This is a genomic window from Methylobacillus pratensis, from assembly GCF_054072455.1.
This window is the reverse complement of sequence record NZ_JBSUSR010000001.1, coordinates 959,841-981,178: the sequence shown is the minus strand read 5'-3', so window position 1 is coordinate 981,178 and position 21,338 is coordinate 959,841. Positions and strand designations below refer to the sequence as shown.

The window sequence follows — 21,338 nt, the reverse complement described above, 5'->3', positions numbered from 1 at the left end:
GCGGTTCCCGGTCAGGCTGTTATGGCTATTATGCCGCGAGCCTGGACAAATCGGCTACCTGGTTCATGGCCTGGTGCAGGTTCGCCAGCAATGCGAGGCGGTTGGCCTTCAATGCAGGGTCGTCGGCATTGACCATCACATGGTCGAAAAACGCGTCCACGGGTGCCTTGAGCGCGGCCAATGCCTTGAGCGAGCCTGTGTAGTCGCCGGCGGCAAACGCCTGTTGCGCCTGCGGCTGCACTTGCGACAGCGATTGCGTCAATGCTTTTTCCGCCTCTTCCTGCAGCAGTGCCGGGTTGATATTGCTCTCGATCGCGCTTTCGGACTTCTTGAGGATATTGCCGACGCGCTTGTTGGCGGCGGCCAGGCTGGCCGCTTCGGGCAGGCTGGCGAAAGCGCGCACGGCTTCCAGCCGCTTGGCGATATCGCCGAGCAACTGAGGTTTCAGTGCCAGCACCGCGTCAACTTCCTGCACGCTGTAGCCCTGGTCGCGCAGGCTGCCGGACAGCCGGTCGAAAATGAACTCTTCCAGCGCCTGCAATGCCGCACCACGGTCGAACTCATGCTGGAATACCGATAATGTCTGTTCAAGCAGGGTGTCGAGCGGCAATGACAAGCCGCCCTCGGTGAGGATGCGGAGGATGCCGATGGCATGGCGGCGCAGCGCGAACGGGTCTTTTTCGCCGGTGGGTTTTTCGCCGATGCTGAACATGCCCGCCAGGGTTTCCAGCTTGTCGGCGAGCGCGACCACCAGGCCGATACGGTTGCGCGGCAGCTTGTCGCCAGCGAAGCGCGGGCGGTAGTGGTCCTCGATGGCATAGGCGATGTCGTCGCTCAGTCCCTCGTGCTGCGCATAGTAGCGTCCCATGATGCCTTGCAGTTCGGGAAACTCCCCGACCATGTCGGTGACGAGATCGGCCTTGGCCAGTTGAGCGGCCTGCGAGGCTTGTGCGGCCAGGGTCTGGTCGCCCAGGGCCGTGGCAACCAGGTTGGCGATCGCGCTGACGCGGGCGATGCGCTCGCCTTGCGAGCCCAGCTTGTTGTGGTATACCACCTTGGCCAGGCCGGGAATGCGCGACTCCAGGGTTTTCTTGCGGTCCTGCTCGAAGAAGAACTTGGCGTCGGCCAGGCGCGGGCGCACCACGCGCTCGTTGCCGCCGATCACGGCGCTCGGGTCTGCCGGGCTGATGTTGGAGACGATGAGGAACTGGTTGGTGAGCTTGCCTTGCGCATCCAGCAGCGGGAAGTATTTCTGGTTAGCCTTCATGGTGAGGATCAGGCACTCCTGCGGCACGGCAAGGAACTCCTGCTCAAATTGCCCGACCAGCACGTTGGGGCGCTCGACCAAGGCGGTGACTTCGTCCAGAAGGGCCTCGTCCTCGATCGGGCGCAGCTTGAGCTTGCTTGCGGCAGCTTCCAGTTGGCGCGCGATTTCGTCGCGGCGTTCCTTGAAGCCGGGAATCACCGCGCCGTCCTGCTGCAATTGTTCGGCATAGCTGTCGGCATTGCGCAGCACGATAGGGTTCTGCGTGGCCTCGAAGCGATGGCCTTGCGTCTGGTTGCCGGCATTCAGGCCCAAAGTATTGATTGCGATAACCTCGCTGCCATGCAGCGCGACCAGGCCGTGCGCGGGGCGCACGAAGTTGACATTGCTCCAGCCGTCCTGCAACTGGTAGGTCATGACCTTGGGAATGGGCAGCTTGGCGATGGCTTCATCCAGCGCTTTCTGCAAGCCTTCCGCCAGTGTTGCCCCTGTGACGGTGAGGTCGAGGAACAGCACTTCGGCCTTGCCGTCATGCTCGCGTTTGAGCTGGCCGATTACGCTGGCATTGGCGCTGGCATCGACGCCCAGCGCCGTCAGTTTTTTCAGCAAGGCGGGCGTGGCGTTGCCGTCGGCATCCAGGCCTACGCTGACCGGCATGAGCTTCTGCGCGACGGCCTTGTCATCGGCCTTGGCGGCGACATTGGGGATGTGCGCGGCGAGGCGGCGCGGCGAGGCGTAAGAGGCGACGCTGGAGTCTGCGGCGGTGAGGCCTTGCGCCTTCAGGCTGTCGAGCAGGGTTTGGGAAAACGCCTGGCCGAGCTTGTTCAATGCCTTGGGCGGCAGTTCTTCGACGAATAATTCTACGAGTAGGTTGCTCATGCTGCTGCTTTCTTTGCCAGTTCTGCCAATACTTCATCCGCCCAGGCCTTGGGCGCCATCGGGAAGCCAAGCCGGGCGCGGCTGTCGAGATAGCTTGCGGCCACGGCGCGCGCCAGGTTGCGGATGCGGCCGATATAGGCGGCGCGTTCGGTGACGGAAATCGCGCCGCGCGCGTCGAGCAGGTTGAATGTATGCGCGGCCTTGAGCACTTGCTCGTAGGCGGGCAGGGCGAGTTTATGCTCCATGAGTTCCTGCGCCTTCTTTTCATGGGCGTTGAAGGCGGTGAACAGGAAATCGGCGTCGCTGTGCTCGAAGTTGTAGGTGGATTGCTCTACCTCGTTCTGGTGGAATACGTCGCCGTACTTGAGGTCGGGCGCGCCGTTGATGCCCTTAGAATAGACGAGGTCGTAGACGTTTTCCACACCTTGCAGATACATCGCCAGACGTTCCAGGCCATAGGTGATTTCGCCGGTGATCGGACGGCAGTTGATGCCGCCCACCTGCTGGAAGTAGGTGAACTGCGTGACTTCCATGCCGTTGAGCCAGACTTCCCAACCCAGGCCCCAAGCGCCCAGCGTCGGGTTTTCCCAGTCGTCCTCGACGAAGCGGATGTCGTTTTTCTTCAGATCGAAGCCCAGGGCTTCCAGCGAGCCCAGGTAGAGTTCCAGGATATTGTCGGGTGCCGGCTTGAGCACGACCTGGAATTGGTAATAGTGCTGCAGGCGGTTGGGGTTCTCGCCGTAGCGGCCGTCCTTGGGGCGGCGGCTGGGCTGCACGTAGGCGGCCTTCCAGGGCTCGGGGCCGAGCGCTCGCAGGAAGGTGGCGGTATGCGAGGTGCCTGCGCCGACCTCCATGTCGTAAGGTTGCAGCAGCGCACAGCCTTGTTTGTCCCAATATTGCTGCAGGGTCAGAATGATCTGTTGAAAAGTCAGCATGGTGTGATTAATTATTTGTCTGGATTGGGTTTGCCCGCACGCCGGCATCGCGTGATGGCCGGTAGCGGACCACACAATGCATCAGCGTGCAAAAGGGCTTGATTTTACTTCTTTTTACCGCGCGGCAAAAGGCCGGGCGCGACGGCGCCATAAAAGGCCGACTGCGGTGAACAGCAGGATCAGGACCGGCCAGTTGCCCCAGCGTACATAAGGGGTCGTTCCCTGATAGCCTTGGACTTCGCCTTCAAGGATGGTGGTCTCGAAATGCGGCGCATGGGCGGCCAGCGTGCCGTCTGCCCGGATGATGGCGGTGGCGCCGGTATTGGTTGAGCGCAGCATCATGCGCGCGGTTTCCATCGATCGGGCCTGTGCAATCTGCAAATGCTGGTAGGCGGCAAACGACTCCCCGTACCAGGCATCGTTGCTGGTGTTCACCAGGATGTTGGCTGCGGGCAACTGCAGGATGATTTCCTCGCCGAACACGTCCTCGTAGCAGATGTTGATGGCGACGGCTTGTCCGGCGATCCGCATCGGACGTTGCTGGAAGCCGCCTCGAGACATGTCGGTGAGCGGGATGTCCAGCCAGTTCTCGTAGACCCAGCCAAACACCTGCTTGAGCGGAATGAATTCGCCGAAGGGCACCAGGTGCGTCTTTCTGTAGGATTGCTCAGGCGAGCTGCCCAGGCTCAGCATGCTGTTGTAGTAATGGTCGTTTTCATGCTCGACCGTGCCGATCAGAATGTCGCCGCCATTTTTCCGTGCATGGTCAGCAAGGCGTTGCAGGTAATCGGCTGGCAACTGGCTGGAGATCAGCGGGAACGCGGTCTCAGGCAGGATGATGAGTTGCGCCTTGGTCTGCAGCGTCATGTCCAGATAGCGCTGCAACGTTTCGCGCAATGTCTGGTTTTCCCATTTCAGGTCCTGCGTGATATTGCCCTGCAGCAAGGCGACGGAAACTGGCGCACCCGCCGGTGTGCTCCATTGCGGCAGCTTCAACAGACCGCCGGCAACCCATAGCAGGATCAGCAATGCCGCGCTGCGGCGCAAGACGGCCCTCTGGCGCCAATGCAATGCCATGGCGGCGAGCAGGCTGGCGCTGACGACGGTGGCGAGCGATACGCCGTGAATGCCGAGCACCGGGGCGAACCCGGCCAGCGGACTGCCTGGGATTTGCGAATAGCCCGACAACAGCCAGGGGAAGCCGGTGAATATCCAGCCGCGCACCCATTCGCTCAATACCCATAGTACCGGGATGCTCAGCCAGGGGTTGCCAAGTGCGCGCGCGCCCCAGCCGGTGGCAGCCGGGAACAGAGCCATGAAGAGGCTGAGCATGAAGGTGGCGAAGACGGCCATGCCAGCGGGCATGCCGCCAAAGTCGTGCAGGCTGATGTAAATCCAGTAAATGCCGACGCCAAACAAGCCAAGCCCGAAGGCCAGGCCCAACCACCAGGCCTGGGCCGGGGTTTCCGACTGCTGCCATAGGTAGATCAGGCCGGCCAATCCCATTATCGTGGCCGGATACCAATAAAAGGGCGCAAAGCCGATGACGCAGAATGCCCCGGCAAGCAGGGCGGCAAGGTGGGGTAAACCCAAGCGCGGAAGTTTCAAGTGGGCCTCAGGGGTATTAAACTGGACGGATATCGCGTGTTTATTGCATTATAGCGGCTCGGGCTGGTATCAGGCATGCGGCATGCATGCGCTACTCAAACTGACTGTTTTTGACGGGAGATAATATGTTTAAAGAATTCAAAGCGTTTGCGATGCGCGGCAACGTAGTCGACATGGCGGTGGGTATCATTATCGGTGCGGCGTTCGGCTCCATCGTGAAATCCCTGGTTGACGACGTCATCATGCCGCCGATTGGCTTGTTGCTCGGTAACGTGGATTTCAGCAACCTCTTCATCGTGCTCAAAGACGGTGCTGAAGTGGCTCCACCCTATGCCTCCGTTGCGGCCGCGCATGCTGCCGGCGCAGTGACCCTCAACTACGGCTTGTTCATCAATGCGGTGGTAAGCTTCCTGATCGTGGCGTTTGCCGTGTTCCTGCTGATCCGCGCCATCAACAAGCTCAAGACTACCGAAGTGCCTGAGCCAGCCGCTACGCCAGAGGATGTGCTGTTGTTGCGTGAAATCCGCGACTCGCTCAAGAAGTAGCCTTCAGCAGTATTGTCGCCAATCATTGGATTGGCATATTGTCTAGGTATCGCAATAAAAAAGCCAGATAAATTCCGGCTTTTTTATTGCGTTGTAACGCTCCGTCTATAGGTCGGGAGTAAACGGATTGGGGGCGGCCTCGCTCTCATCCTTGCCATCGTGGTTCATGAACACCACCATGACCACGTTATCGCCGACAAAATCCAGCTCGGTGGTCTGGTAATAACTGCCCTCAAGATCGGTGTTGATGTAGTGGTATTGCCAGACCGAAGCCATCAACTCGTCGGTGCCAGGACGGTGATAGTCCTGCTTGCTGGCAGGCTCTCCGAACTGGGCGACGATAGTGGCCTTATCGAACTGGTGGATGTTTTGGACAAACTCGGTCTCGGCGGTGGGAATGGCTGCTTCAGGTGACTGCTGGCTTTCTTCCGCCAGGAGCGGGCCGGAGGACAGAGACAATAACAGGGTAAACCACACGATACGCATCACGTAACTCCCCATGCAAGGTGTCAGACTGGTTTGACGGCGGTCTTTGCCTAAAGTTCCTGTTCCAACAATGGCTTACTGTGTGCTCTCTGGCGAAGCGCTTGCTGGCTATAGATCGCTTTCATGCTGTATTGCCGGCACGATTTCGACCAATAGGGAATAAACGCGGCGGCTGTCGGCGCGCAACACCGTGACATTGAGGTTGTCGAAACTGACTTCCTCGCCGCGCTTTGGCATGTGCTGGAACTTGCTTACCACCAGGCCGCCTATGGTGGAGAATTCCTCGTCGCTGAACTCGGTGCCCAGGGCTTCGTTGAAGTCCGCAATTTCCGTGAGCGCCTTGACGCGGTAGCGGCCATGCGCGTCCTGGATGATGTTGTCTTCGTTCTCGTCTTCGTCGAACTCGTCCTCGATATCGCCGACGATCTGCTCCAGGACGTCCTCGATGGTGACCATGCCGGCCACGCCGCCGTATTCGTCGACGACGATCGCGATGTGGTTGCGGTTGCTGCGGAACTCCTTGAGCAGGACATTGAGGCGCTTTGATTCGGGGATGAACACGGCCGGACGCAGCATCTCGCGCACGTTGAAGTCCTTGCCGCTGTAGAACTGCAACAAGTCCTTGGCCAGCAAGATGCCGATGACGTCGTCCTTGTTTTCGTCAATGACGGGAAAGCGGGAGTGCGCGGCTTCGATGACAAACGGGATGAATTTCTCGGGCGGGTCGGTAATGTCGATGACGTCCATTTGCGAGCGCGGGATCATGATGTCGCGCACCTGCATTTCGGAAACCTGCAAGACGCCTTCTATCATGGCCAGCGCGTCGGCATCGAGGACGCTGTTGGCGTAGGCGGTGTGGAGTTGTTCGATGAGTTGCTCGCGGTCTTCAGGCTCGCGCAGCAGGAAATGGGTCAGGCGTTCCAGCCAGTGGGGTTTGTCGTTGACGCTACGTTTGTCGGGTTCTGCCATGATGGTAGATTAAGGCTTCCGTTTTTCTGATAAATAAGGGTCTGCATAGCCAAGCCGGACCATGGTGGCGGATTCTATCGATTCCATCAGTTCGGCCTGGTGTTCATCTTCGTGGTCATAGCCGTGCATGTGCAGTATGCCATGCACGGTGAGATGTGCGTAATGCGCTTCCAGTGTAATGTTTTGTTCATGTGCTTCCCTGGCGACCACCGGGGCGCAGAGGATGATGTCGCCGACCAGCCAGGGCTCTTCCACTAATGGGAAGGTCAGTACGTTGGTGGCGTAATCCTTGCCGCGGTAGTCGCGGTTGAGCATGCGGCCTTCCTCTTCATCGACGATGCGCAAGGTCGCTTCGGTATCCACGCGCAAGGCGGCGCGCGCCCACTTACGGAACTGCTTCTCGCTGGGGAGGCCGTCGCCTTCGCTGGCGTATTGCACACTCATGGCGAGCTTGGGCATGGCGGTTATTCCTTGTCCGTGCCGGGTTTGCCGTCGGCTCCAGATTTGCCTGCATTGGGCTGTGCATGCCGCTCGCTGTCGTAGCGCTCGTAGGCGTTGATGATCTTCTGCACCAATGGGTGGCGCACCACGTCCTCGGAAAGGAATTGCGTAAAGGCGATGCCGCGCACATCCTTGAGCACTTTCTGTGCTTCCACCAGCCCGCTTTTCTGCCCGCGGGCGAGGTCGATCTGGGTAACGTCGCCCGTGATAACGGCCTTGGTGCCGAAACCGATGCGGGTAAGGAACATCTTCATCTGTTCCGGCGTGGTGTTCTGCGCCTCGTCGAGGATGATGAAGCTCTGGTTCAGGGTGCGGCCGCGCATATAGGCGAGCGGGGCGACCTCGATCGCGCCGCGCTCGAACATCTTGTTGACGCTGTCGTAGCCAGCAAGGTCGTACAGCGCATCGTAAAGTGGACGCAAGTAAGGGTCCACTTTCTGCGAAAGGTCGCCAGGCAGGAAGCCCAGACGCTCGCCGGCTTCCACTGCCGGGCGTACCAGCACGATGCGCTTGACGCGGTCGCGCGTCATGGCGTCGATGGCGCTGGCAACCGCGAGATAGGTTTTGCCGGTGCCGGCGGGGCCGATGCCGAATGTGATGTCGAAATCCTGGATCTGCTGCAAATAGCTGACCTGGCGCGGCGTGCGCCCGTGCAGGTCCTGCCGCCGGGTCATCAGGGTAGTCATAGGCGTGGCGACCTCGTCGGGCGACAGGCGGTCAAGCTCGACCAGCCCCAGCTGGATTTCCTCCAGGCTGATCGGTTTGCCCGCACGCTCGTAATAGTTCTCGACCAGCTGTGCGGCGAGGCGGGTATTGCCTTGCTCCCCGGAAAAGCGGAAATGCGCCCCGCGCCGCGAGATGCCGACATCCAGCGCGTCTTCGATCTGTTTGAGGTTTTCGTCCAGCGCGCCGCACAGGTTGGCGAGGCGCATGTTGTCTTCAGGTTGTAGGGTAATGTCTACCGGCATATTGTTAGACCAACTCTCCTCGCAGGGTATGTGAAAGGGCTTCGGTGATTCTTACGTTGACGAACTGGTTGATCAAGGCGGCATCGCCAGGGAAATTGACGATGCGGTTATTGTCGGTGCGCCCCGCGAGTTCGCTGGCGCTCTTGGCGGAAACGCTTTCGATCAGCACGCGCTGTATGCTGCCCACCATGGAGGCGCTAATGACCTTGCCCTGCGCTTCGTTGAGCGCCTGCAGGCGTGACAGGCGCGACTGCTTTTCCTCTGCGCTGCAATCGTCCGGCAGGTAGGAGGCGGGCGTGCCGGGACGCGGGCTGTAAACGAAACTGAAGCTGAAATCAAAACCGACATCGCGCATCAGCTTCATGGTGGCTTCGAAATCCTGCTCGGTTTCGCCTGGGAAGCCGACGATGAAATCCGAACTGATGCAGATGTCCGGCCGCGCCGCGCGCAGCTTGCGGATGATGGATTTGTACTGCAAGGCCGTGTAGTTGCGCTTCATGTTCATGAGCACGCGGTCCGAACCCGCCTGAACCGGCAGATGCAGGTGCGACACCAGTTTGGGGATGCGGGCATAACAGTCTATCAATGCCGAGGTCATCTCGTTCGGGTGCGAGGTGGTGTAGCGGATGCGCTCGATCTCGGGGATTTCCGCCAGGTATTCGATCAGCAATGCCAGGTCGGCGGTTTCGCCTTGCGCCGTTTCGCTGCGGTAGCCATTGACGTTCTGGCCGAGCAATGTGATTTCCTTGACGCCTTGCTCGGCAAGCTGGATCGCCTCGGTGAGGATGTCGTCGAAAGGCCGCGAGACTTCGTCGCCGCGCGTGTAGGGGACGACGCAGAACGTGCAGTATTTGCTGCAGCCCTCCATGATGGAGAGGAATGCCGCAGCTCCTTCCACCCGCGGCGGCGGCAGGTGGTCGAACTTCTCCACTTCCGGGAAGCTGATATCGACCTGCGAAATGCCGGTCTTGCGCTTGGACTGGATCATGTCCGGCAGGCGGTGCAAGGTCTGCGGGCCGAAGACGACATCGACGTAAGGCGCGCGCGCCACGATGCTTTCGCCTTCCTGGCTTGCAACGCAGCCGCCTACGCCGATCACGAGGTTGGGGTTCTTTTCCTTGAGCGGCGCGAAGCGCCCCAAATGGCTGAACACCTTCTCCTGGGCCTTTTCACGCACCGAGCAGGTATTGAGCAGGATGACGTCGGCTTCTTCCGGGTTTTCGGTGGTCTGCATGCCTTCGGCGGCGTGCAGCATGTCGAGCATGCGCGACGAGTCATACTCGTTCATCTGGCAGCCAAAGGTTTTGATGAAAATTCTTTTCGGCGGATTCATACAGCAGGTCGGGTTGCGCCCGAGGCGCGGCAGGAGAAAAAGGTGGAGGTTGCAGGCTGCAAAATAGCGTAAGAAAAACAGTAGGGTAAGGGCTCATTTTAGCTTAGCTGCCGCGGAAAGCCAATCGTAGCGTCATTCCATTCCGAATTTAATCCGATACGCGGTTGTTCCTCCTTGGCCTCTATTGCAACGTCATGCCTAGTCTCGTTCTGGAGCGGCTCACAACATCCAGCGCAGCGATTCCGGCTAGGTGCTCCGCCGCAGGCATTGCAAATAGTACGGCAAGGCAGCGACGCCGGGAGAGTTTTGTTAGTCGCTCCAAATTGGAAATGGAATAAAATGTCGCGCATGGAAACATTGCCTATCTTTATGAAACTGCGCGGTCGACCCTGCCTGGTGGTGGGTGGGGGCGACGTCGCCAGCCGCAAGGTGAGCCTGCTGGAAAAAGCCGGGGCCAATATCACGGTGGTGTCGCCCGAGTTGCACCCTGTGTTGATGCAATGGCTGGCCGAGGGGCGAATCCGCCATCTTGCCGCGGAATTCGAGCCATCGCAGCTGGATGGCGCAGCGGTGGTGATCGCCGCTACGGATGATGCCGAGGTGAACCGCGCTGTTTCCCAAGCGGCACAGGCGCGCAATATCCCCGTGAACGTCGTGGATGCCCCCGACTTGTGTACCTTCATCGTGCCTTCAATTGTGGACCGCTCCCCGTTGCTGGTCGCGGTATCCAGCGGCGGGGCGGCACCGGTGCTTGCGCGCATGCTACGCACCCGCATTGAAACCATGATTCCCGCCACCTACGGCCGTTTGGCAGCATTTGCCGCCGAGTTCCGTGAGGCCGTGAAACATCGCTTCACCACTGGGCAGCAGCGGCGGATTTTCTGGGAGGATGTGTTCCAGGGGGCGATAGGCGAACAGGTATTGTCCGGGCAGGAGGCTACGGCGCGCCATGCCATGCAGCAAGTGCTTGCGGGGAATGGCGAGCTTAATCATGGGGAGGTCTATCTTGTCGGCGGCGGTCCGGGAGATCCCGACCTGCTGACTTTCCGTGCCCTGCGCCTGATGCAGCAAGCGGATGTGTGTGTTTACGACAAACTCGTGAGCAAGGAAGTCATGGAGTTGGTGCGGCGCGATGCGGAGCTGATTTATGTGGGCAAGTCGCGCGACCAGCATACTTTGCCGCAGGAGGACATCAACCAGTTATTGGTACGCCTCGCCAAGGAGGGCAAGCGCGTGCTGCGCCTGAAGGGCGGCGACCCATTCATTTTCGGCCGCGGCGGCGAGGAGATAGAGACGCTGATGGAGAACGGCGTCCCGTTCCAGGTGGTGCCCGGCATCACGGCGGCGAACGGAGTATCCAGCTATGCCGGCATTCCGCTGACGCACCGGGACTATGCGCAGTCGTGCCTGTTCACGACCGGGCACCTCAAGGACGGTTCGGTCAACCTTGATTGGCATGCCCTTGTGCGCCCGAACCAGACCGTGGTGATTTATATGGGATTGGTCGGCTTGCCCGAGATATGCCGGCAAATGCAAGCTCACGGCGCTTCCGAAAATCTACCCATCGCCATCATCCAGCAAGGCACGACGCAACGGCAGCGGGTAGTGGAAGGCACGTTAGCGACATTGCCCAGACTGGTGGAGCACGCAGGGTTGCGCGCGCCCTGCCTGATTATTGTCGGCGAGGTTGTGCGTTTACGCGAAAGGCTTGCTTGGTTTGCGCCGTCACCTGAGGCTGTATCGGCAGGGTAAGCCGAGCTTCCAGGCCGCCCTGCGGGCGATTGAGCAGGGTGAGCTGGCCCTTGTGCAGCTTGGCGATGCGGTCGGCGATCGCCAGGCCTAAGCCGCTGCCGCTCTTGTTGCCGCGCGCCGTATCGAGGCGCTCGAATGGGCGCAGCAGTCTTTCCATTTGTGCCGCTGGAATGCCGGGGCCGTTGTCCAGCACGCTGAGCGTGATGCTGCCTGCAGTGATGCGCGTCATCACGGTGACGTCGCCGCCGCCGTAGGCGAAGGCGTTGTCGATCAGGTTGGTGAGCAGCCGCTGCATCGCGAGCGGACGCAAGGGAATCAGGTGGGTTGGCGCCAGCGACATGGTGAGTTTGCGGCCTGCGCGGATATGGCGGTCTGCAATCGAGGTGAGCAGTGCGTTGAGGTCCATCATCTGCGTCGGCTCGCCTTCGATTCCGCGCACAAAGTCGAGGAACTGGTGGATGATGCTGTCCATGTCGCCGATGTCCTGGATCATGCCGGTCTTGAGGTTGGCGCAATATTCGTCCGGCAGCATTTCCACGGATAGGCGTAGGCGCGCCAGCGGCGTGCGCAGGTCATGCGAAATGCCCGCCAGCAGCAAGGTCCGTTCGTTGTCCAGCCGCACCAGCGCCTCGGTCATTTCATTGAAGGTGCGGCTGACTTCGCGCAGCTCATGGGCGCCTTCTTCCGGCAATGGCGGGGGATATTCGCCGCTGCTCAAGCGTCCTGCGGCCTTGACCAGCAGGCGCAAGGGGTGGTGGATATTCGAGGCGATCAGGTAGGCGCCGAGCAATGACAGCATGATGACCAGGGCGCCCCAGCCCAGCCATTGCCAGGGGAACGGCCGGTCTACCTGAATGCGAGGAATCACTACCCAATAATCGTCTTGCCCCAGGCTGAAGCTGACCCACAGGCCGGGTATGCCGAAGTGGTTCAATACGACGAGCGTGTCCTTGCCCAGGCGCTCGCGGATTTTTTCCGCGATCAGGCGGATCAGGTGGTCGTTGGGAAGCGGCTCGATTTCCTCGAGCATGTCCGCGGCGTAAATTCGCACGCCTTCGCGCCCGGATAGCTCCGAGAGCAAGGCCAGCCTGCGGTTTTCATGCGCGGCGAGCAGGGAGGCGCGGGTATAGTTGACGACCGTGATCGCCTGTAGCGCCGCCGCCATGGCGCGCGGCTCGCTTTCGAAGTAGTCGAACAGCTTTAGCGCCGCGAACTGCCCTGCTGCGAGCAGCAGGGCGATCAGCAGCATGACGCGTGCGAGAAGGGTACGGGGCAACAGGCTCACGGAGGCGCGACACTAGCTTTTCTGGGTTTCGCCATCGGGCACGAAGACATAGCCAAACCCCCACATGGTCTGCAGGTAGCGCGGATGGGATGGATCGGGTTCAATCAGGCGGCGCAATCGGGATACCTGCACGTCGATGCTGCGGTCGAACACATCCAGCTCGCGTCCGCGCGCCAGTTGCATGAGGCGGTCGCGCGACAACGGTTGGCGCGGATGGTCGACGAATACCTTGAGCAGGGCGAATTCGCCGCTGGTAATGGTGACAGGCTCCCCGTTCTTGGTCAGCGTGCGTGTGGAGGGATCGAAGATGAACTCGCCGAAGCTGATGTGCTCCGCCTCTGCGACAGGCGTGCCGGGCGGGAGCCGGCTGTGGCGGCGCAAGACCGCATTGATGCGGGCAAGCAGCTCGCGCGGGTTGAACGGCTTGGGCAGGTAGTCGTCCGCCCCCATTTCCAAGCCGATGATGCGGTCTATCTCGTCCCCGCGTGCGGTGAGCATGACGACGGGGATGGTACTGCCGTTGGCGCGCAGGCGCCGGCAGATGGCCAGACCGTCCTCCCCCGGGAGCATGAGGTCCAGCACCAGCAAGTCCACATGTTCATGGGCAAGCACTTGATCCATTTCTGCTGCATCGGAAACAGCTTTTACCGAAAAGCCCTGTTCGCCTAGATAACGTTGCAACAACTCGCGCATGCGCAAGTCGTCGTCCACCATTAATATTTTTTTCGAAGGTGTCTGCATAGCCATATTTTCTGCGGAATTGGGGGGGATGAAAAGTATTATTTACAAGCTTCCATAAGTCTCATGCCGATTCTCTCCATTGCCTGCCCATGGTTTTCATATGGTCGAAAAATAGGGCCGAAAAAACCACACAATAATTGTTACAATTTTTTACAATGAGAAGTCGATATGAAACACTCAGTTTACATCAATGAGGGATGATGTCGCCTCATTCAACTGCTTGCCAGTACAAATTTGCATCATCGGCGAGGTTGAATAGTTCCTGAGCCAGGCGTGTTGTTAGCCAGCGGCGACGGGGCAAGTAAGCTTAAAACAGAGGCGAGCGAATCATATGATCTTGCAAGTGTACGGTTTAGCTTTATGTTGATGGTAACCGATCTGGTCTGGCATCATAAATTGGTAATGACAGCGCTATTGCTGGGCGTTGCCGGTGTCGTCCATGCTGCGAACATACGTTATGCGAATGACGAAATGGCAGCCGATGCGCAGGAAGTGCCAACGGCACATATCCATCAAACCCTGGATGCAAAGATTTCTGGTGAGGACCGCCAGCGCTTGCGGCGCGATCTTTATGAATACTCCCGCAGCGTTGATGCTGCCCATGCCCAGATTGAAGAGCGCAGGCGCGTGATGCGCCAGCGCATACTGGAACGCTTTCAAGAAGCGGACAAAGACGGCAACGGGGTGATTTCACGCGAAGAAGCTGTCGAAATGCTTCCCCAGGTCGCCCGTCATTTCATGCAGTTCGACCTCAATGGCGACGGCGTGATTACGATGAGCGAGCTTGAGGTTATGCAAGCCCAGATAGCCGAGCGCCAGCACAAGGCGCTAGAGAAGAAGGACAAAGAATTGCAGGATGTGGCGGAACCAGCCCCGCTGCATGATGTAAAGGACGTGAGCGTTGCCGTGCCCAAACGGGCGCTATGACTGAATTCCAATAATAAATCTTCCTTGTGAAACCTTTAAGCACTGCCTTGCCGGGACAGTGCTTTTCTTTTGTCTATTATTGGCGACAAATTTTCAAGTTTTTCCCTCCCGGGATTGTGAATTTTTCCAATCAACTAATTGATTTTAATTTGAAAATCATTAATGGCCCAGTTTTTGCACTCTGAACAATAACGGGTAAAGACCTGGAATTTGAAAGGAAAATGAAATGAAGAAAACGATTGCAGGGTTATTGTTGCTCGCCATGTTGAGCGGTTGTTCCGGATTGTCCACGCGTCAAAAGAATGCGGCCACGGGCGCTGCCATCGGCGGCGTTGCGGGAGCGGTGCTGACCGGTGGGAGTTCGTTCGGCACTGTTGGCGGGGCTGCCATTGGCGGCGTCATCGGTCATGGCGTCGATTCCGCGGGCAAGCGCAAATGATATTCAAGCCATGAGTGTCGCGATTTTGCGACGCTCATTGGCTGCAGTATTTCACTTCTCCTCCGCTTCACCACTACGACGCCAACTGGCGGGTAGTGGTGTTTTTTCGCCTGCTTCCGCTGCATTATCCTGATACTCTACATAGTGTTGCCAGCATCCGGAGATCAGCGTGTCCTGTCTTATCCAACGCGAAGCCAATAGATATAGCGTGGCCATCATTCAGCCGGGGCTGTATGCAGATCGAGGTTGAAATCACCGCAGGCGTCAGCGCGCTGGATAGCGTGCAATGGAATGCGCTGACGGATGGTTCCCCCTTGCTCAGCCACGCTTTCCTCAGTGCGTTGGAGCATAGCGGTTCGGTTGGCGAGGGCACCGGCTGGCAACCCATGCCGCTGGTATTCAGGCGCGAGGGCAAGTTGGCCGGGGCCGTGCCCCTCTACCTCAAGCATCATTCCTACGGCGAATATGTATTTGACTGGTCTTGGGCGGACGCTTATGCCCAGCATGGGCTGGAGTATTACCCCAAGCTGGTGGCGGCCGTGCCTTTCACGCCGATTACGGGCGCGCGGCTCTTGTCGCACGATGCCGTGCTGCAAGTGCGCATGGCGGATATCCTGCGCGATACGGCACACCGCTTGCAGCTGTCTTCTGCTCATGTCTTGTTTCCAGACGAGAAAAATGCGGATGTGTTGTCAGGCCAAGGCTGGTTCAGGCGCCAGGGAGTGCAATTCCGCTGGCAGAACCAGGGCTTTGCCGGCTTTGACGAGTTTCTCATGACCCTCACGCATGACAAGCGCAAGAAAATCCGCCAGGAGCGCAGGAAGGTCGATGCGGCCGGCGTGAGTTGCCGGCGCTTGCGCGGGCGTGATATCAGCGAGCGCGAGTGGGATTTTTTCTACAAGTGCTACCTCAATACCTATCTCGAGCACCGCTCCAGCCCTTACCTGACCCAGGCATTTTTCCGCGAGCTGGGCGAGCGGTTGCCGGACAATGTAATGATGGTGCTGGCGGAGCGCGACGGCCGCCGTATCGGCGCCGCGCTCAACCTATATGACAAGGATTGCCTGTATGGGCGCTACTGGGGCGCATTGGCTTACGTGCCCAACCTGCATTTCGAACTTTGCTATTACCAGGCGCAGGAGTTCTGCATCGAGCAGGGCATCCACTTCTTCGAGGGCGGCGCCCAGGGGGAGCACAAGCTGGCAAGGGGGTTTGTCGCGCGGGAAACCTGCTCGTTCCACCATATCACCCATGCCGATTTCGAGGCCGCGGTCAGGCGCTTTGTCTCACGCGAAGGGGTTGGCGTCAGCCACTACCAGCAAGAACTGGACGAGCGTGCGCCTTACCGGAAGCCTGGCTAGCCAAGTTTCAGGCGCCAAGTCACAGGACTACCATTCCACGCCGGCGCGCACCCAGTTCGCCATGCCCTTGGCGATCTCCCTTTCTCCCATGATGGTGTAGGACGCCCCATGTTTTTCCAGGTGCTCGATCTGGGCGTCGGAATGCGCGCGCGCCACGACTTCGATCTGCGGATTGATTTTTCGGGCATGTTCGATGATTTGCCCCGCTTCCAACGCATCCGGGATGGCGACCAGCAGCCAGCGCGCGGTTTTGAGGTTGGCGGCTTCCATCATGCCAGGTGCCACGGCATTGCCGCACAAGGCCGGGGTACCCTGCTCGCGCAGGGCCTGGACCACTTCGGGCTGGTCTTCCAGCACGATGAACGGTTGGTCTTGCTGGCGTAGCGATGCGCCTACCAGCTTGCCGACGCGTCCATAGCCCACCAGGACGGCATGGGCGTGCAGGTGGGGGTAGGAGATGGTGCGTGCGCCGCTTTCGCCCTTGAGGGGACGCTTCTCTTCGCGATTGAGCAGCCAGGGCTTTAGGCGGTCCAGCCAGGCAAACAGCAACGGATTGATCAGGATGGAGAGGATCGCGCCGCTCAGGATCAAGTCGCGGCCGGTGTCCGACAACAAGCCCAGCGAACCTCCCAGGGAGGCCAGGATGAATGAGAATTCGCCTATCTGCGCCAGGCTGGCGGAAATCGTCAATGCAGTGCCCAAGGGGTGGCGGAAGGCCAGCACGATGCCGAAGGCGGCCAGTGATTTCCCGATCACGATGATGAAGAGGGTGGCGAGGATGAGCCAGGGCTCGCGAAAAAGGATGGAGGGGTCGAACAACATGCCGACCGAGACAAAAAACAGCACTGCAAACGCATCGCGCAACGGTAGGGATTCTTCCGCGGCGCGGTGGCTGAGCTCGGATTCGCTCAGGATCATGCCGGCAAAGAACGCGCCCAGCGCGAACGATACGCCGAAGATATAGGTGGCTCCAAGCGCAAACCCGAGGGCGATCGCGAGTACGGCGAGCCGGAACAGCTCGCGCGATCCGGTGGCGGCTGTGCGTGCCAGCAGCCAAGGGATGATGCGGCGGCCGACCAGCAGCATCACGGCGACAAAGGCGATTACCTTGCCTATGGTCAACGCCATAGTATTGAGGAGGGCGCTGCCGTCCAGGTTGTTGCCCTCGCCGCCCAGCATGCCGCTCAGCGCAGGCACCAGCACCAGGGTGAGCACCATGGCGATGTCTTCCACGATGAGCCAGCCAATCGCGATCTGTCCGCGCTTGGTTTCCAGGATGCGCCGTTCCTGCAAGGCGGTGAGCAATACGACGGTGCTGGCTGTGGACAGCGCCAGGCCGAAGATGAGGCCTTCTCCCAGCGGCCAGCCGATCGCCAATGCCATTGAAAGGCCGAGTAGCGTGGCAATGGCGATTTGCACGATAGCGCCCGGAATGGCAATCGATTTCACCGCGAGCAGGTCGCGCAGCGAAAAGTGCAGGCCTACGCCGAACATGAGCAGGATGACGCCGATTTCCGATAGTTCATGGGCAAGGTTGGCGTCAGCGACAAATCCGGGGGTGTGCGGACCCACGACGACCCCGGCAATCAGGTAGCCGACGAGCGGCGGCATCTTCAGGCGGTTGGCCAGCATGCCGAAAATAAAAGCCAGTACCAGGCCTCCAACTATGGTGGCGATGAGTGGCGTATGCTCCATCCCGGGGGGAAACCTTTCAAACTTGGCGAGAGATCAAATTGCGCGCCATGCTGCATGGCATTCCGGCACAGGCAGTATGGGTATTCGAAAATTAACTCAAGATTGTGTCAGTGCGCAACTTTTTATATGAAATTCTCATGCAATGGCACGCCTTTGGCACGTGTCGGTAGAAAAACCGTTGGTTTTTCCGACATGGTTTTAGGAATAAGCCAGCTCTTGCGCGGATAACGCGGCGATTACACTGGTTTTTATCTTAAAGTGTGTATGGAGCCTGACATGCCGACCATTGAAAAAACCATAGACGTCAAGGTCCCGGTGAATATTGCCTATAACCAGTGGACCCAGTTCGAGACCTTTCCCAACTTCATGGATAGCGTAGTCAACGTCAAGCAGCTGGACGATAGGCATGTCTGGTGGCTGGCGCAGATCGGCGGGCAGGCTGTCGAATGGGAGGCCGAGATTACCGAGCAGGTGCCGGACGACCATATTGCCTGGCGCAGCGTTTCCGGCGTGCGCAATACCGGTGTCGTGTCCTTCCAGCACGTGGACGTGCATTCCACCCGCGTGCGTCTCGAGATTGAATATGAAACCGATACCTTGGCCGGGACGGCCGCCAGCATGATGGGCATGCTGGAACGCAAGATTGCGGAAGACCTAGAGCGTTATCGCCAATTGCTGGAATCGCGCAAGGCGCCTACGGGCGGTTGGCGCGGGCATATCCCTTCCGACGCGGACAACAGCGCGTTGCGGCATTGAGGGAAGGGCGACGCGAGATGGGGTTATTTACAGTCAATGTGCGCCATAAAGGGCATCTTGCAGGCGAGCCGCCTTTATGGAGCAATGATATCGATGCGGCTGACGTCGAGGAGGCGTACCGCATCGGCAAGGCCCAGTTCGAGGCGGAACATCCCGACCTTGCAAGCGAGCCGGTCAGCATAGAGGCCGCATCAGGTTACGTGGAGAAGTGAGGCAGCATGGATATGGAAGGCTTGATTGCCAAGCTCAAGACGCCGTCGCCCCATCATGAGGTTGAAATGGAAGTGCACGGTTTCACCATCAGGCCGATCGATGATAGCGTAAGCGCGCTTGAGGATTTTCAGCCAGTAGCGGAAGAGGCGATCCGCTATGCGGGCGACGATTATAAAGTGGTGGCCTATCCTGCCGATAGCGCGGACAGCGCACGCGGGCAGTACGGCAAGGTATTCTTCAACAAGGTGAAATGTCCTTAGGCCGACTTGGAGCCGCTAACAAAACCCTTCTGTCGTCGTTGCTCTGCTCTGCCGTACTTGTTGTACTGTCTTCGGCAGAGCGCCTAGCCAGAACCGCTTTGCTGGGTTTTGTTAGAGGCTTTTATTGCAGGCTGGGTTATTGCTGGCAGAGATCCAGCCATTTTTCTATGTAGTCGTTGAGGTACTCGCGGTCGCCTTCCACGATATTGCCGATGATGCCTTGCTCAACGAGCCGGTCCCGTTGTTCCCGGATGCAGGACGATAGCGTGCCCTTGTCTGGATGCGCCGCTACCACAGCCTTCATGAGGATGCGGTACTCCAGGCTCTCCAGCGTACGTTGGTTCAACTGCCTTGCCATTGCTTCAACCTGTGCTTGCAATATTGGAATTCTTTCCATGTGCATTCTTTCCAGAGTAATTTCCCCGATGATCAATACCAGCTGTTGATACCGTGCGGCGATATTTCGCTTTTGTTCATTATTGTCACAAATTAGTTGCCGTCTGCCAACTGTGCCGCCCACAAACTAGGGCGTGGAGCGGCATGCATCGGCGGCCTGCAGGGTGAACTCGCAAGGCATGTCTGCCTGCCACAGGTGCTTGTCCAACGGCGCATTGCATCCCGCGTCTTCCAGCAGGCCCCGGTGGCCGTCCTCGGTACAGACCAGCAGGACGGCATGCCGGTCCTCCGCCTTGACCCGGATCAGGCGATGCTTGAACGGATTAAGCAGTTCAGGGTCATGCGCCGTGGCGTGTTGCAATATGGCTTGTTCATCCATGTCGGTAGCGCCAGGTTCGTAGCGGACGGTAGCTTCCACGGCTGCGCTGAGCTTGGTGAGGCTGGATGCCTCAGCCAGCATGGCTTCCTCGTGGCTGGTGCGGATCGAGCTGCATCCGCTGGCCGCCATCAGCAAGACGGCCAGCAGCCATAAGCGAGGCTTACGCCCAAAAGCCGAATTGGCCATGTTCATCCTTTCCTGTGTCGAGGTTCCAATTGCGGATCACGGTCTGATAAGCGTCATCCTGATGGAGCACTGCATTGGCGACGACGGCCCATATCTGCAAGGTATTGCGCAGCGCATAGTCGAACAGGGCGTCGTAGTCCATCGGTCCGCCGGGCGTGCGCAGCTGTACGACGTATTGCGGGTCGACCTCTGCGGGGTTGGGATAGGTGAGGCCGGCCCTCACGCCCAGGTGGCGCGCGAACGGCATCAGCTTGTTTCCCTCCTCGGCAATCTTGTTGACCATGCGGTTGAAGCGCTGGTGCCATTTGTCAATCTTGGGCGGATTGCTGGCATAGGCTTGCGGGTAGGCATGCTGCAACATGCCTGACCACAAGGCATTGATGTCGCGGTCCAGCTTTTTGGTACCCGGCTCACGGCAGGCCCATATGCCCGATTCCAGATGCTCGGACAAACCGATGCCGCCCAGGTTCATGCGCTGGAAGATATATGCGTCCTGATGCATCTCGCATTGCCGGTGATGGCGCTTGTTGGCGGCATAAGGCCCGACCTTGAGCTCGACCACCGGATGGATGGTGACGTCCATGACCACGTGCGACACGTAACCCAGCAACCACGCCATGCCTTTTTCCCGTTGCAGGCCTTGCCATTGCCTGAGGAGATGAATGCCGGCATGGATGACTTCGCCCGTACGCACGTAATGCATGTCATCGGCCCATGCCAATGATGACGGGTCGCGGATCGCCAGGTATGGATAGTCGGGACTGACCGCCCCGAGCTCGGCAAACTTGAAGTGGCGCAGCAACCATGGGATCGCCTGGCGCGGGAACCCGGCAGCTGCTTCCAGCCTGGGGGTTTCGCGCAAGTGATTGATGAGGGTGAGGTGGGCAAATGCACCGGGCATTATTATTTTCCCTTGTTCTTCGAGCCTGGATGGATGCCATCCAGCGAACGGCTTACCCCGCCGTTCATGAGTTTCCCCGATGCAATGTATGGTGATTGTTTTTATTGTTCTGATCAGGCTCCGGTTCAGGGATTTTGCCGGTATTTCAGGAGAAATTCGTTTTCCATGAACTCGCAGGCTTCGGCAACGTATTTCAGTTCGGTGGGCGAAAGCGCAGAGTTGGCATGACGTTTCCAGCAATCCTTTATCGCTGCGCGGTCATTGCGTTGCTCAGCGCTGTCCGGGACTGCCGGCTTGCCGAAGAGGTAGTAAAGCAGCGCCGCGCTGATAAAGACGACAATAAACAGCCAAAGCCAGGATTGCGACCCCCAGTGCTGAGTGCGGCTGGTCATAATGCGGTTCTCCTTTTCCTCGAATAGTGAATTGCTGGTGTTTATATTATGCATTGATTATAGTCTGGCAGGATTGTTCCAATCTTCCCTGCGAGGCTTAATTTTTCTCATGATGCGCAAAGAACCCGCGAGTTATTCATGTGTCACACAGCTAAGCTCATCCGGCT

At 58.9% G+C, this 21,338-nt stretch carries 23 protein-coding genes; 8 read left to right on the top strand and 15 right to left on the bottom strand.

Going from position 1 to position 21,338, the window contains the following annotated elements:
* Nucleotides 1-28: 28 nt before the first annotated feature.
* The 3 genes from glyS to lnt all read right to left on the bottom strand — a co-directional run bounded on the left by glyS (nt 29) and on the right by lnt (nt 4,686).
* Nucleotides 29-2,143, bottom strand: a complete 2,115-nt coding sequence (glyS, locus tag ACW4YW_RS04470) for a glycine--tRNA ligase subunit beta (RefSeq protein WP_457136459.1) — start codon at nt 2,141-2,143, stop codon at nt 29-31.
* The gene (gene glyQ, locus ACW4YW_RS04465) at nt 2,140-3,078 is read right to left on the bottom strand and encodes a glycine--tRNA ligase subunit alpha (protein WP_457136458.1); all 939 of its coding nucleotides are present in this window, start codon (nt 3,076-3,078) and stop codon (nt 2,140-2,142) included. Before glyQ ends, glyS begins: the two co-directional genes overlap by 4 nt.
* Nucleotides 3,079-3,192: 114 nt before the next feature.
* Complete coding sequence (gene lnt / locus ACW4YW_RS04460; RefSeq protein WP_457136457.1) at nt 3,193-4,686, bottom strand: apolipoprotein N-acyltransferase; 1,494 nt, start codon at nt 4,684-4,686, stop codon at nt 3,193-3,195.
* Between the two features lie 125 nt (nt 4,687-4,811).
* Here lnt and mscL point away from each other — a divergent pair, with 125 nt between their 5' ends.
* Nucleotides 4,812-5,231: a large conductance mechanosensitive channel protein MscL gene (gene mscL / locus ACW4YW_RS04455; RefSeq protein WP_457136456.1), complete on the top strand. Its 420-nt coding sequence runs from the start codon at nt 4,812-4,814 to the stop codon at nt 5,229-5,231.
* Between the two features lie 105 nt (nt 5,232-5,336).
* Here the strand turns inward: mscL and ACW4YW_RS04450 are convergent, their stop codons facing one another.
* From ACW4YW_RS04450 to miaB, 5 genes are all read right to left on the bottom strand, one after another.
* Complete coding sequence (locus tag ACW4YW_RS04450; protein ID WP_457136455.1) at nt 5,337-5,717, bottom strand: hypothetical protein; 381 nt, start codon at nt 5,715-5,717, stop codon at nt 5,337-5,339.
* A 108-nt stretch (nt 5,718-5,825) separates the two neighbouring features.
* On the bottom strand, nt 5,826-6,686 hold the full coding sequence (locus tag ACW4YW_RS04445; protein ID WP_457136454.1) for an HlyC/CorC family transporter: 861 nt from the start codon (nt 6,684-6,686) through the stop codon (nt 5,826-5,828).
* Between the two features lie 9 nt (nt 6,687-6,695).
* Complete coding sequence (ybeY, locus tag ACW4YW_RS04440; RefSeq protein ID WP_457136453.1) at nt 6,696-7,145, bottom strand: rRNA maturation RNase YbeY; 450 nt, start codon at nt 7,143-7,145, stop codon at nt 6,696-6,698.
* 5 nt (nt 7,146-7,150) lie between these two features.
* Nucleotides 7,151-8,155, bottom strand: a complete 1,005-nt coding sequence (locus ACW4YW_RS04435; protein WP_309564539.1) for a PhoH family protein — start codon at nt 8,153-8,155, stop codon at nt 7,151-7,153.
* A 4-nt stretch (nt 8,156-8,159) separates the two neighbouring features.
* A complete protein-coding gene (gene miaB / locus ACW4YW_RS04430; RefSeq protein WP_457136452.1) occupies nt 8,160-9,488 on the bottom strand; it encodes a tRNA (N6-isopentenyl adenosine(37)-C2)-methylthiotransferase MiaB in 1,329 nt (442 codons plus the stop codon).
* A gap of 348 nt (nt 9,489-9,836) precedes the next feature.
* Between miaB and cysG the strand changes: the two genes are divergently transcribed.
* Nucleotides 9,837-11,240 carry a siroheme synthase CysG gene (gene cysG, locus ACW4YW_RS04425; RefSeq protein WP_457136451.1) on the top strand — a complete coding sequence of 468 codons (1,404 nt, stop codon included), beginning with the start codon at nt 9,837-9,839 and terminating at the stop codon, nt 11,238-11,240.
* On the opposite strand, the gene ACW4YW_RS04420 is transcribed toward cysG, so the two are convergent.
* Nucleotides 11,161-12,525, bottom strand: a complete 1,365-nt coding sequence (locus tag ACW4YW_RS04420; protein WP_457136450.1) for an ATP-binding protein — start codon at nt 12,523-12,525, stop codon at nt 11,161-11,163. The genes cysG and ACW4YW_RS04420 overlap by 80 nt on opposite strands.
* A gap of 12 nt (nt 12,526-12,537) precedes the next feature.
* A complete protein-coding gene (gene ompR / locus ACW4YW_RS04415) occupies nt 12,538-13,272 on the bottom strand; it encodes an osmolarity response regulator transcription factor OmpR (RefSeq protein ID WP_457136449.1) in 735 nt (244 codons plus the stop codon).
* A gap of 396 nt (nt 13,273-13,668) precedes the next feature.
* Between ompR and ACW4YW_RS04410 the strand changes: the two genes are divergently transcribed.
* The 3 genes from ACW4YW_RS04410 to ACW4YW_RS04400 all read left to right on the top strand — a co-directional run bounded on the left by ACW4YW_RS04410 (nt 13,669) and on the right by ACW4YW_RS04400 (nt 15,993).
* The gene (locus ACW4YW_RS04410) at nt 13,669-14,193 is read left to right on the top strand and encodes an EF-hand domain-containing protein (RefSeq protein WP_457136448.1); all 525 of its coding nucleotides are present in this window, start codon (nt 13,669-13,671) and stop codon (nt 14,191-14,193) included.
* 226 nt (nt 14,194-14,419) lie between these two features.
* Nucleotides 14,420-14,632, top strand: coding sequence for a lipoprotein (locus ACW4YW_RS04405; RefSeq protein WP_407995159.1), 213 nt, complete (start codon nt 14,420-14,422; stop codon nt 14,630-14,632).
* 233 nt (nt 14,633-14,865) lie between these two features.
* Nucleotides 14,866-15,993 (top strand): GNAT family N-acetyltransferase, encoded by a 1,128-nt coding sequence (locus ACW4YW_RS04400; protein WP_457136447.1) that lies wholly within the window; start codon nt 14,866-14,868, stop codon nt 15,991-15,993.
* A gap of 27 nt (nt 15,994-16,020) precedes the next feature.
* Here ACW4YW_RS04400 and ybaL read toward each other — a convergent pair whose 3' ends face one another.
* Complete coding sequence (gene ybaL, locus ACW4YW_RS04395) at nt 16,021-17,688, bottom strand: YbaL family putative K(+) efflux transporter (RefSeq protein WP_457136446.1); 1,668 nt, start codon at nt 17,686-17,688, stop codon at nt 16,021-16,023.
* Between the two features lie 276 nt (nt 17,689-17,964).
* On the opposite strand from ybaL, the gene ACW4YW_RS04390 reads away from it, so the two are divergent.
* From ACW4YW_RS04390 to ACW4YW_RS04380, 3 genes are read left to right on the top strand one after another with little or no spacing between them, the layout of a single operon-like run.
* Nucleotides 17,965-18,444, top strand: a complete 480-nt coding sequence (locus ACW4YW_RS04390) for an SRPBCC family protein (protein WP_457136445.1) — start codon at nt 17,965-17,967, stop codon at nt 18,442-18,444.
* A gap of 17 nt (nt 18,445-18,461) precedes the next feature.
* On the top strand, nt 18,462-18,656 hold the full coding sequence (locus ACW4YW_RS04385; RefSeq protein ID WP_457136444.1) for a hypothetical protein: 195 nt from the start codon (nt 18,462-18,464) through the stop codon (nt 18,654-18,656).
* A 6-nt stretch (nt 18,657-18,662) separates the two neighbouring features.
* On the top strand, nt 18,663-18,917 hold the full coding sequence (locus ACW4YW_RS04380) for a hypothetical protein (protein ID WP_457136443.1): 255 nt from the start codon (nt 18,663-18,665) through the stop codon (nt 18,915-18,917).
* 136 nt (nt 18,918-19,053) lie between these two features.
* Here the strand turns inward: ACW4YW_RS04380 and ACW4YW_RS04375 are convergent, their stop codons facing one another.
* The 4 genes from ACW4YW_RS04375 to ACW4YW_RS04360 all read right to left on the bottom strand — a co-directional run bounded on the left by ACW4YW_RS04375 (nt 19,054) and on the right by ACW4YW_RS04360 (nt 21,171).
* Nucleotides 19,054-19,314 carry a hypothetical protein gene (locus tag ACW4YW_RS04375; protein WP_457136442.1) on the bottom strand — a complete coding sequence of 87 codons (261 nt, stop codon included), beginning with the start codon at nt 19,312-19,314 and terminating at the stop codon, nt 19,054-19,056.
* Between the two features lie 126 nt (nt 19,315-19,440).
* Nucleotides 19,441-19,878, bottom strand: a complete 438-nt coding sequence (locus ACW4YW_RS04370; protein WP_457136441.1) for a hypothetical protein — start codon at nt 19,876-19,878, stop codon at nt 19,441-19,443.
* The gene (locus ACW4YW_RS04365) at nt 19,853-20,779 is read right to left on the bottom strand and encodes a zinc dependent phospholipase C family protein (RefSeq protein WP_457136440.1); all 927 of its coding nucleotides are present in this window, start codon (nt 20,777-20,779) and stop codon (nt 19,853-19,855) included. Before ACW4YW_RS04365 ends, ACW4YW_RS04370 begins: the two co-directional genes overlap by 26 nt.
* A 125-nt stretch (nt 20,780-20,904) precedes the next feature.
* Complete coding sequence (locus ACW4YW_RS04360; protein ID WP_457136439.1) at nt 20,905-21,171, bottom strand: hypothetical protein; 267 nt, start codon at nt 21,169-21,171, stop codon at nt 20,905-20,907.
* Nucleotides 21,172-21,338: the final 167 nt, after the last annotated feature.

What these genes read in the sequence shown, in the direction of transcription:
- glyS (WP_457136459.1), bottom strand. Translation starts at nt 2,143, where the DNA reads ATGAGCAACCTACTCGTAGAATTATTCGTCGAAGAACTGCCGCCCAAG.
- glyQ (WP_457136458.1), bottom strand. Translation starts at nt 3,078, where the DNA reads ATGCTGACTTTTCAACAGATCATTCTGACCCTGCAGCAATATTGGGAC.
- mscL (WP_457136456.1), top strand. Translation starts at nt 4,812, where the DNA reads ATGTTTAAAGAATTCAAAGCGTTTGCGATGCGCGGCAACGTAGTCGAC.
- ACW4YW_RS04450 (WP_457136455.1), bottom strand. Translation starts at nt 5,717, where the DNA reads ATGCGTATCGTGTGGTTTACCCTGTTATTGTCTCTGTCCTCCGGCCCG.
- ACW4YW_RS04445 (WP_457136454.1), bottom strand. Translation starts at nt 6,686, where the DNA reads ATGGCAGAACCCGACAAACGTAGCGTCAACGACAAACCCCACTGGCTG.
- ybeY (WP_457136453.1), bottom strand. Translation starts at nt 7,145, where the DNA reads ATGCCCAAGCTCGCCATGAGTGTGCAATACGCCAGCGAAGGCGACGGC.
- ACW4YW_RS04435 (WP_309564539.1), bottom strand. Translation starts at nt 8,155, where the DNA reads ATGCCGGTAGACATTACCCTACAACCTGAAGACAACATGCGCCTCGCC.
- miaB (WP_457136452.1), bottom strand. Translation starts at nt 9,488, where the DNA reads ATGAATCCGCCGAAAAGAATTTTCATCAAAACCTTTGGCTGCCAGATG.
- cysG (WP_457136451.1), top strand. Translation starts at nt 9,837, where the DNA reads ATGGAAACATTGCCTATCTTTATGAAACTGCGCGGTCGACCCTGCCTG.
- ompR (WP_457136449.1), bottom strand. Translation starts at nt 13,272, where the DNA reads ATGGCTATGCAGACACCTTCGAAAAAAATATTAATGGTGGACGACGAC.
- ACW4YW_RS04410 (WP_457136448.1), top strand. Translation starts at nt 13,669, where the DNA reads ATGACAGCGCTATTGCTGGGCGTTGCCGGTGTCGTCCATGCTGCGAAC.
- ACW4YW_RS04405 (WP_407995159.1), top strand. Translation starts at nt 14,420, where the DNA reads ATGAAGAAAACGATTGCAGGGTTATTGTTGCTCGCCATGTTGAGCGGT.
- ACW4YW_RS04400 (WP_457136447.1), top strand. Translation starts at nt 14,866, where the DNA reads ATGCAGATCGAGGTTGAAATCACCGCAGGCGTCAGCGCGCTGGATAGC.
- ybaL (WP_457136446.1), bottom strand. Translation starts at nt 17,688, where the DNA reads ATGGAGCATACGCCACTCATCGCCACCATAGTTGGAGGCCTGGTACTG.
- ACW4YW_RS04390 (WP_457136445.1), top strand. Translation starts at nt 17,965, where the DNA reads ATGCCGACCATTGAAAAAACCATAGACGTCAAGGTCCCGGTGAATATT.
- ACW4YW_RS04385 (WP_457136444.1), top strand. Translation starts at nt 18,462, where the DNA reads ATGGGGTTATTTACAGTCAATGTGCGCCATAAAGGGCATCTTGCAGGC.
- ACW4YW_RS04380 (WP_457136443.1), top strand. Translation starts at nt 18,663, where the DNA reads ATGGATATGGAAGGCTTGATTGCCAAGCTCAAGACGCCGTCGCCCCAT.
- ACW4YW_RS04375 (WP_457136442.1), bottom strand. Translation starts at nt 19,314, where the DNA reads ATGGAAAGAATTCCAATATTGCAAGCACAGGTTGAAGCAATGGCAAGG.
- ACW4YW_RS04370 (WP_457136441.1), bottom strand. Translation starts at nt 19,878, where the DNA reads ATGGCCAATTCGGCTTTTGGGCGTAAGCCTCGCTTATGGCTGCTGGCC.
- ACW4YW_RS04365 (WP_457136440.1), bottom strand. Translation starts at nt 20,779, where the DNA reads ATGCCCGGTGCATTTGCCCACCTCACCCTCATCAATCACTTGCGCGAA.
- ACW4YW_RS04360 (WP_457136439.1), bottom strand. Translation starts at nt 21,171, where the DNA reads ATGACCAGCCGCACTCAGCACTGGGGGTCGCAATCCTGGCTTTGGCTG.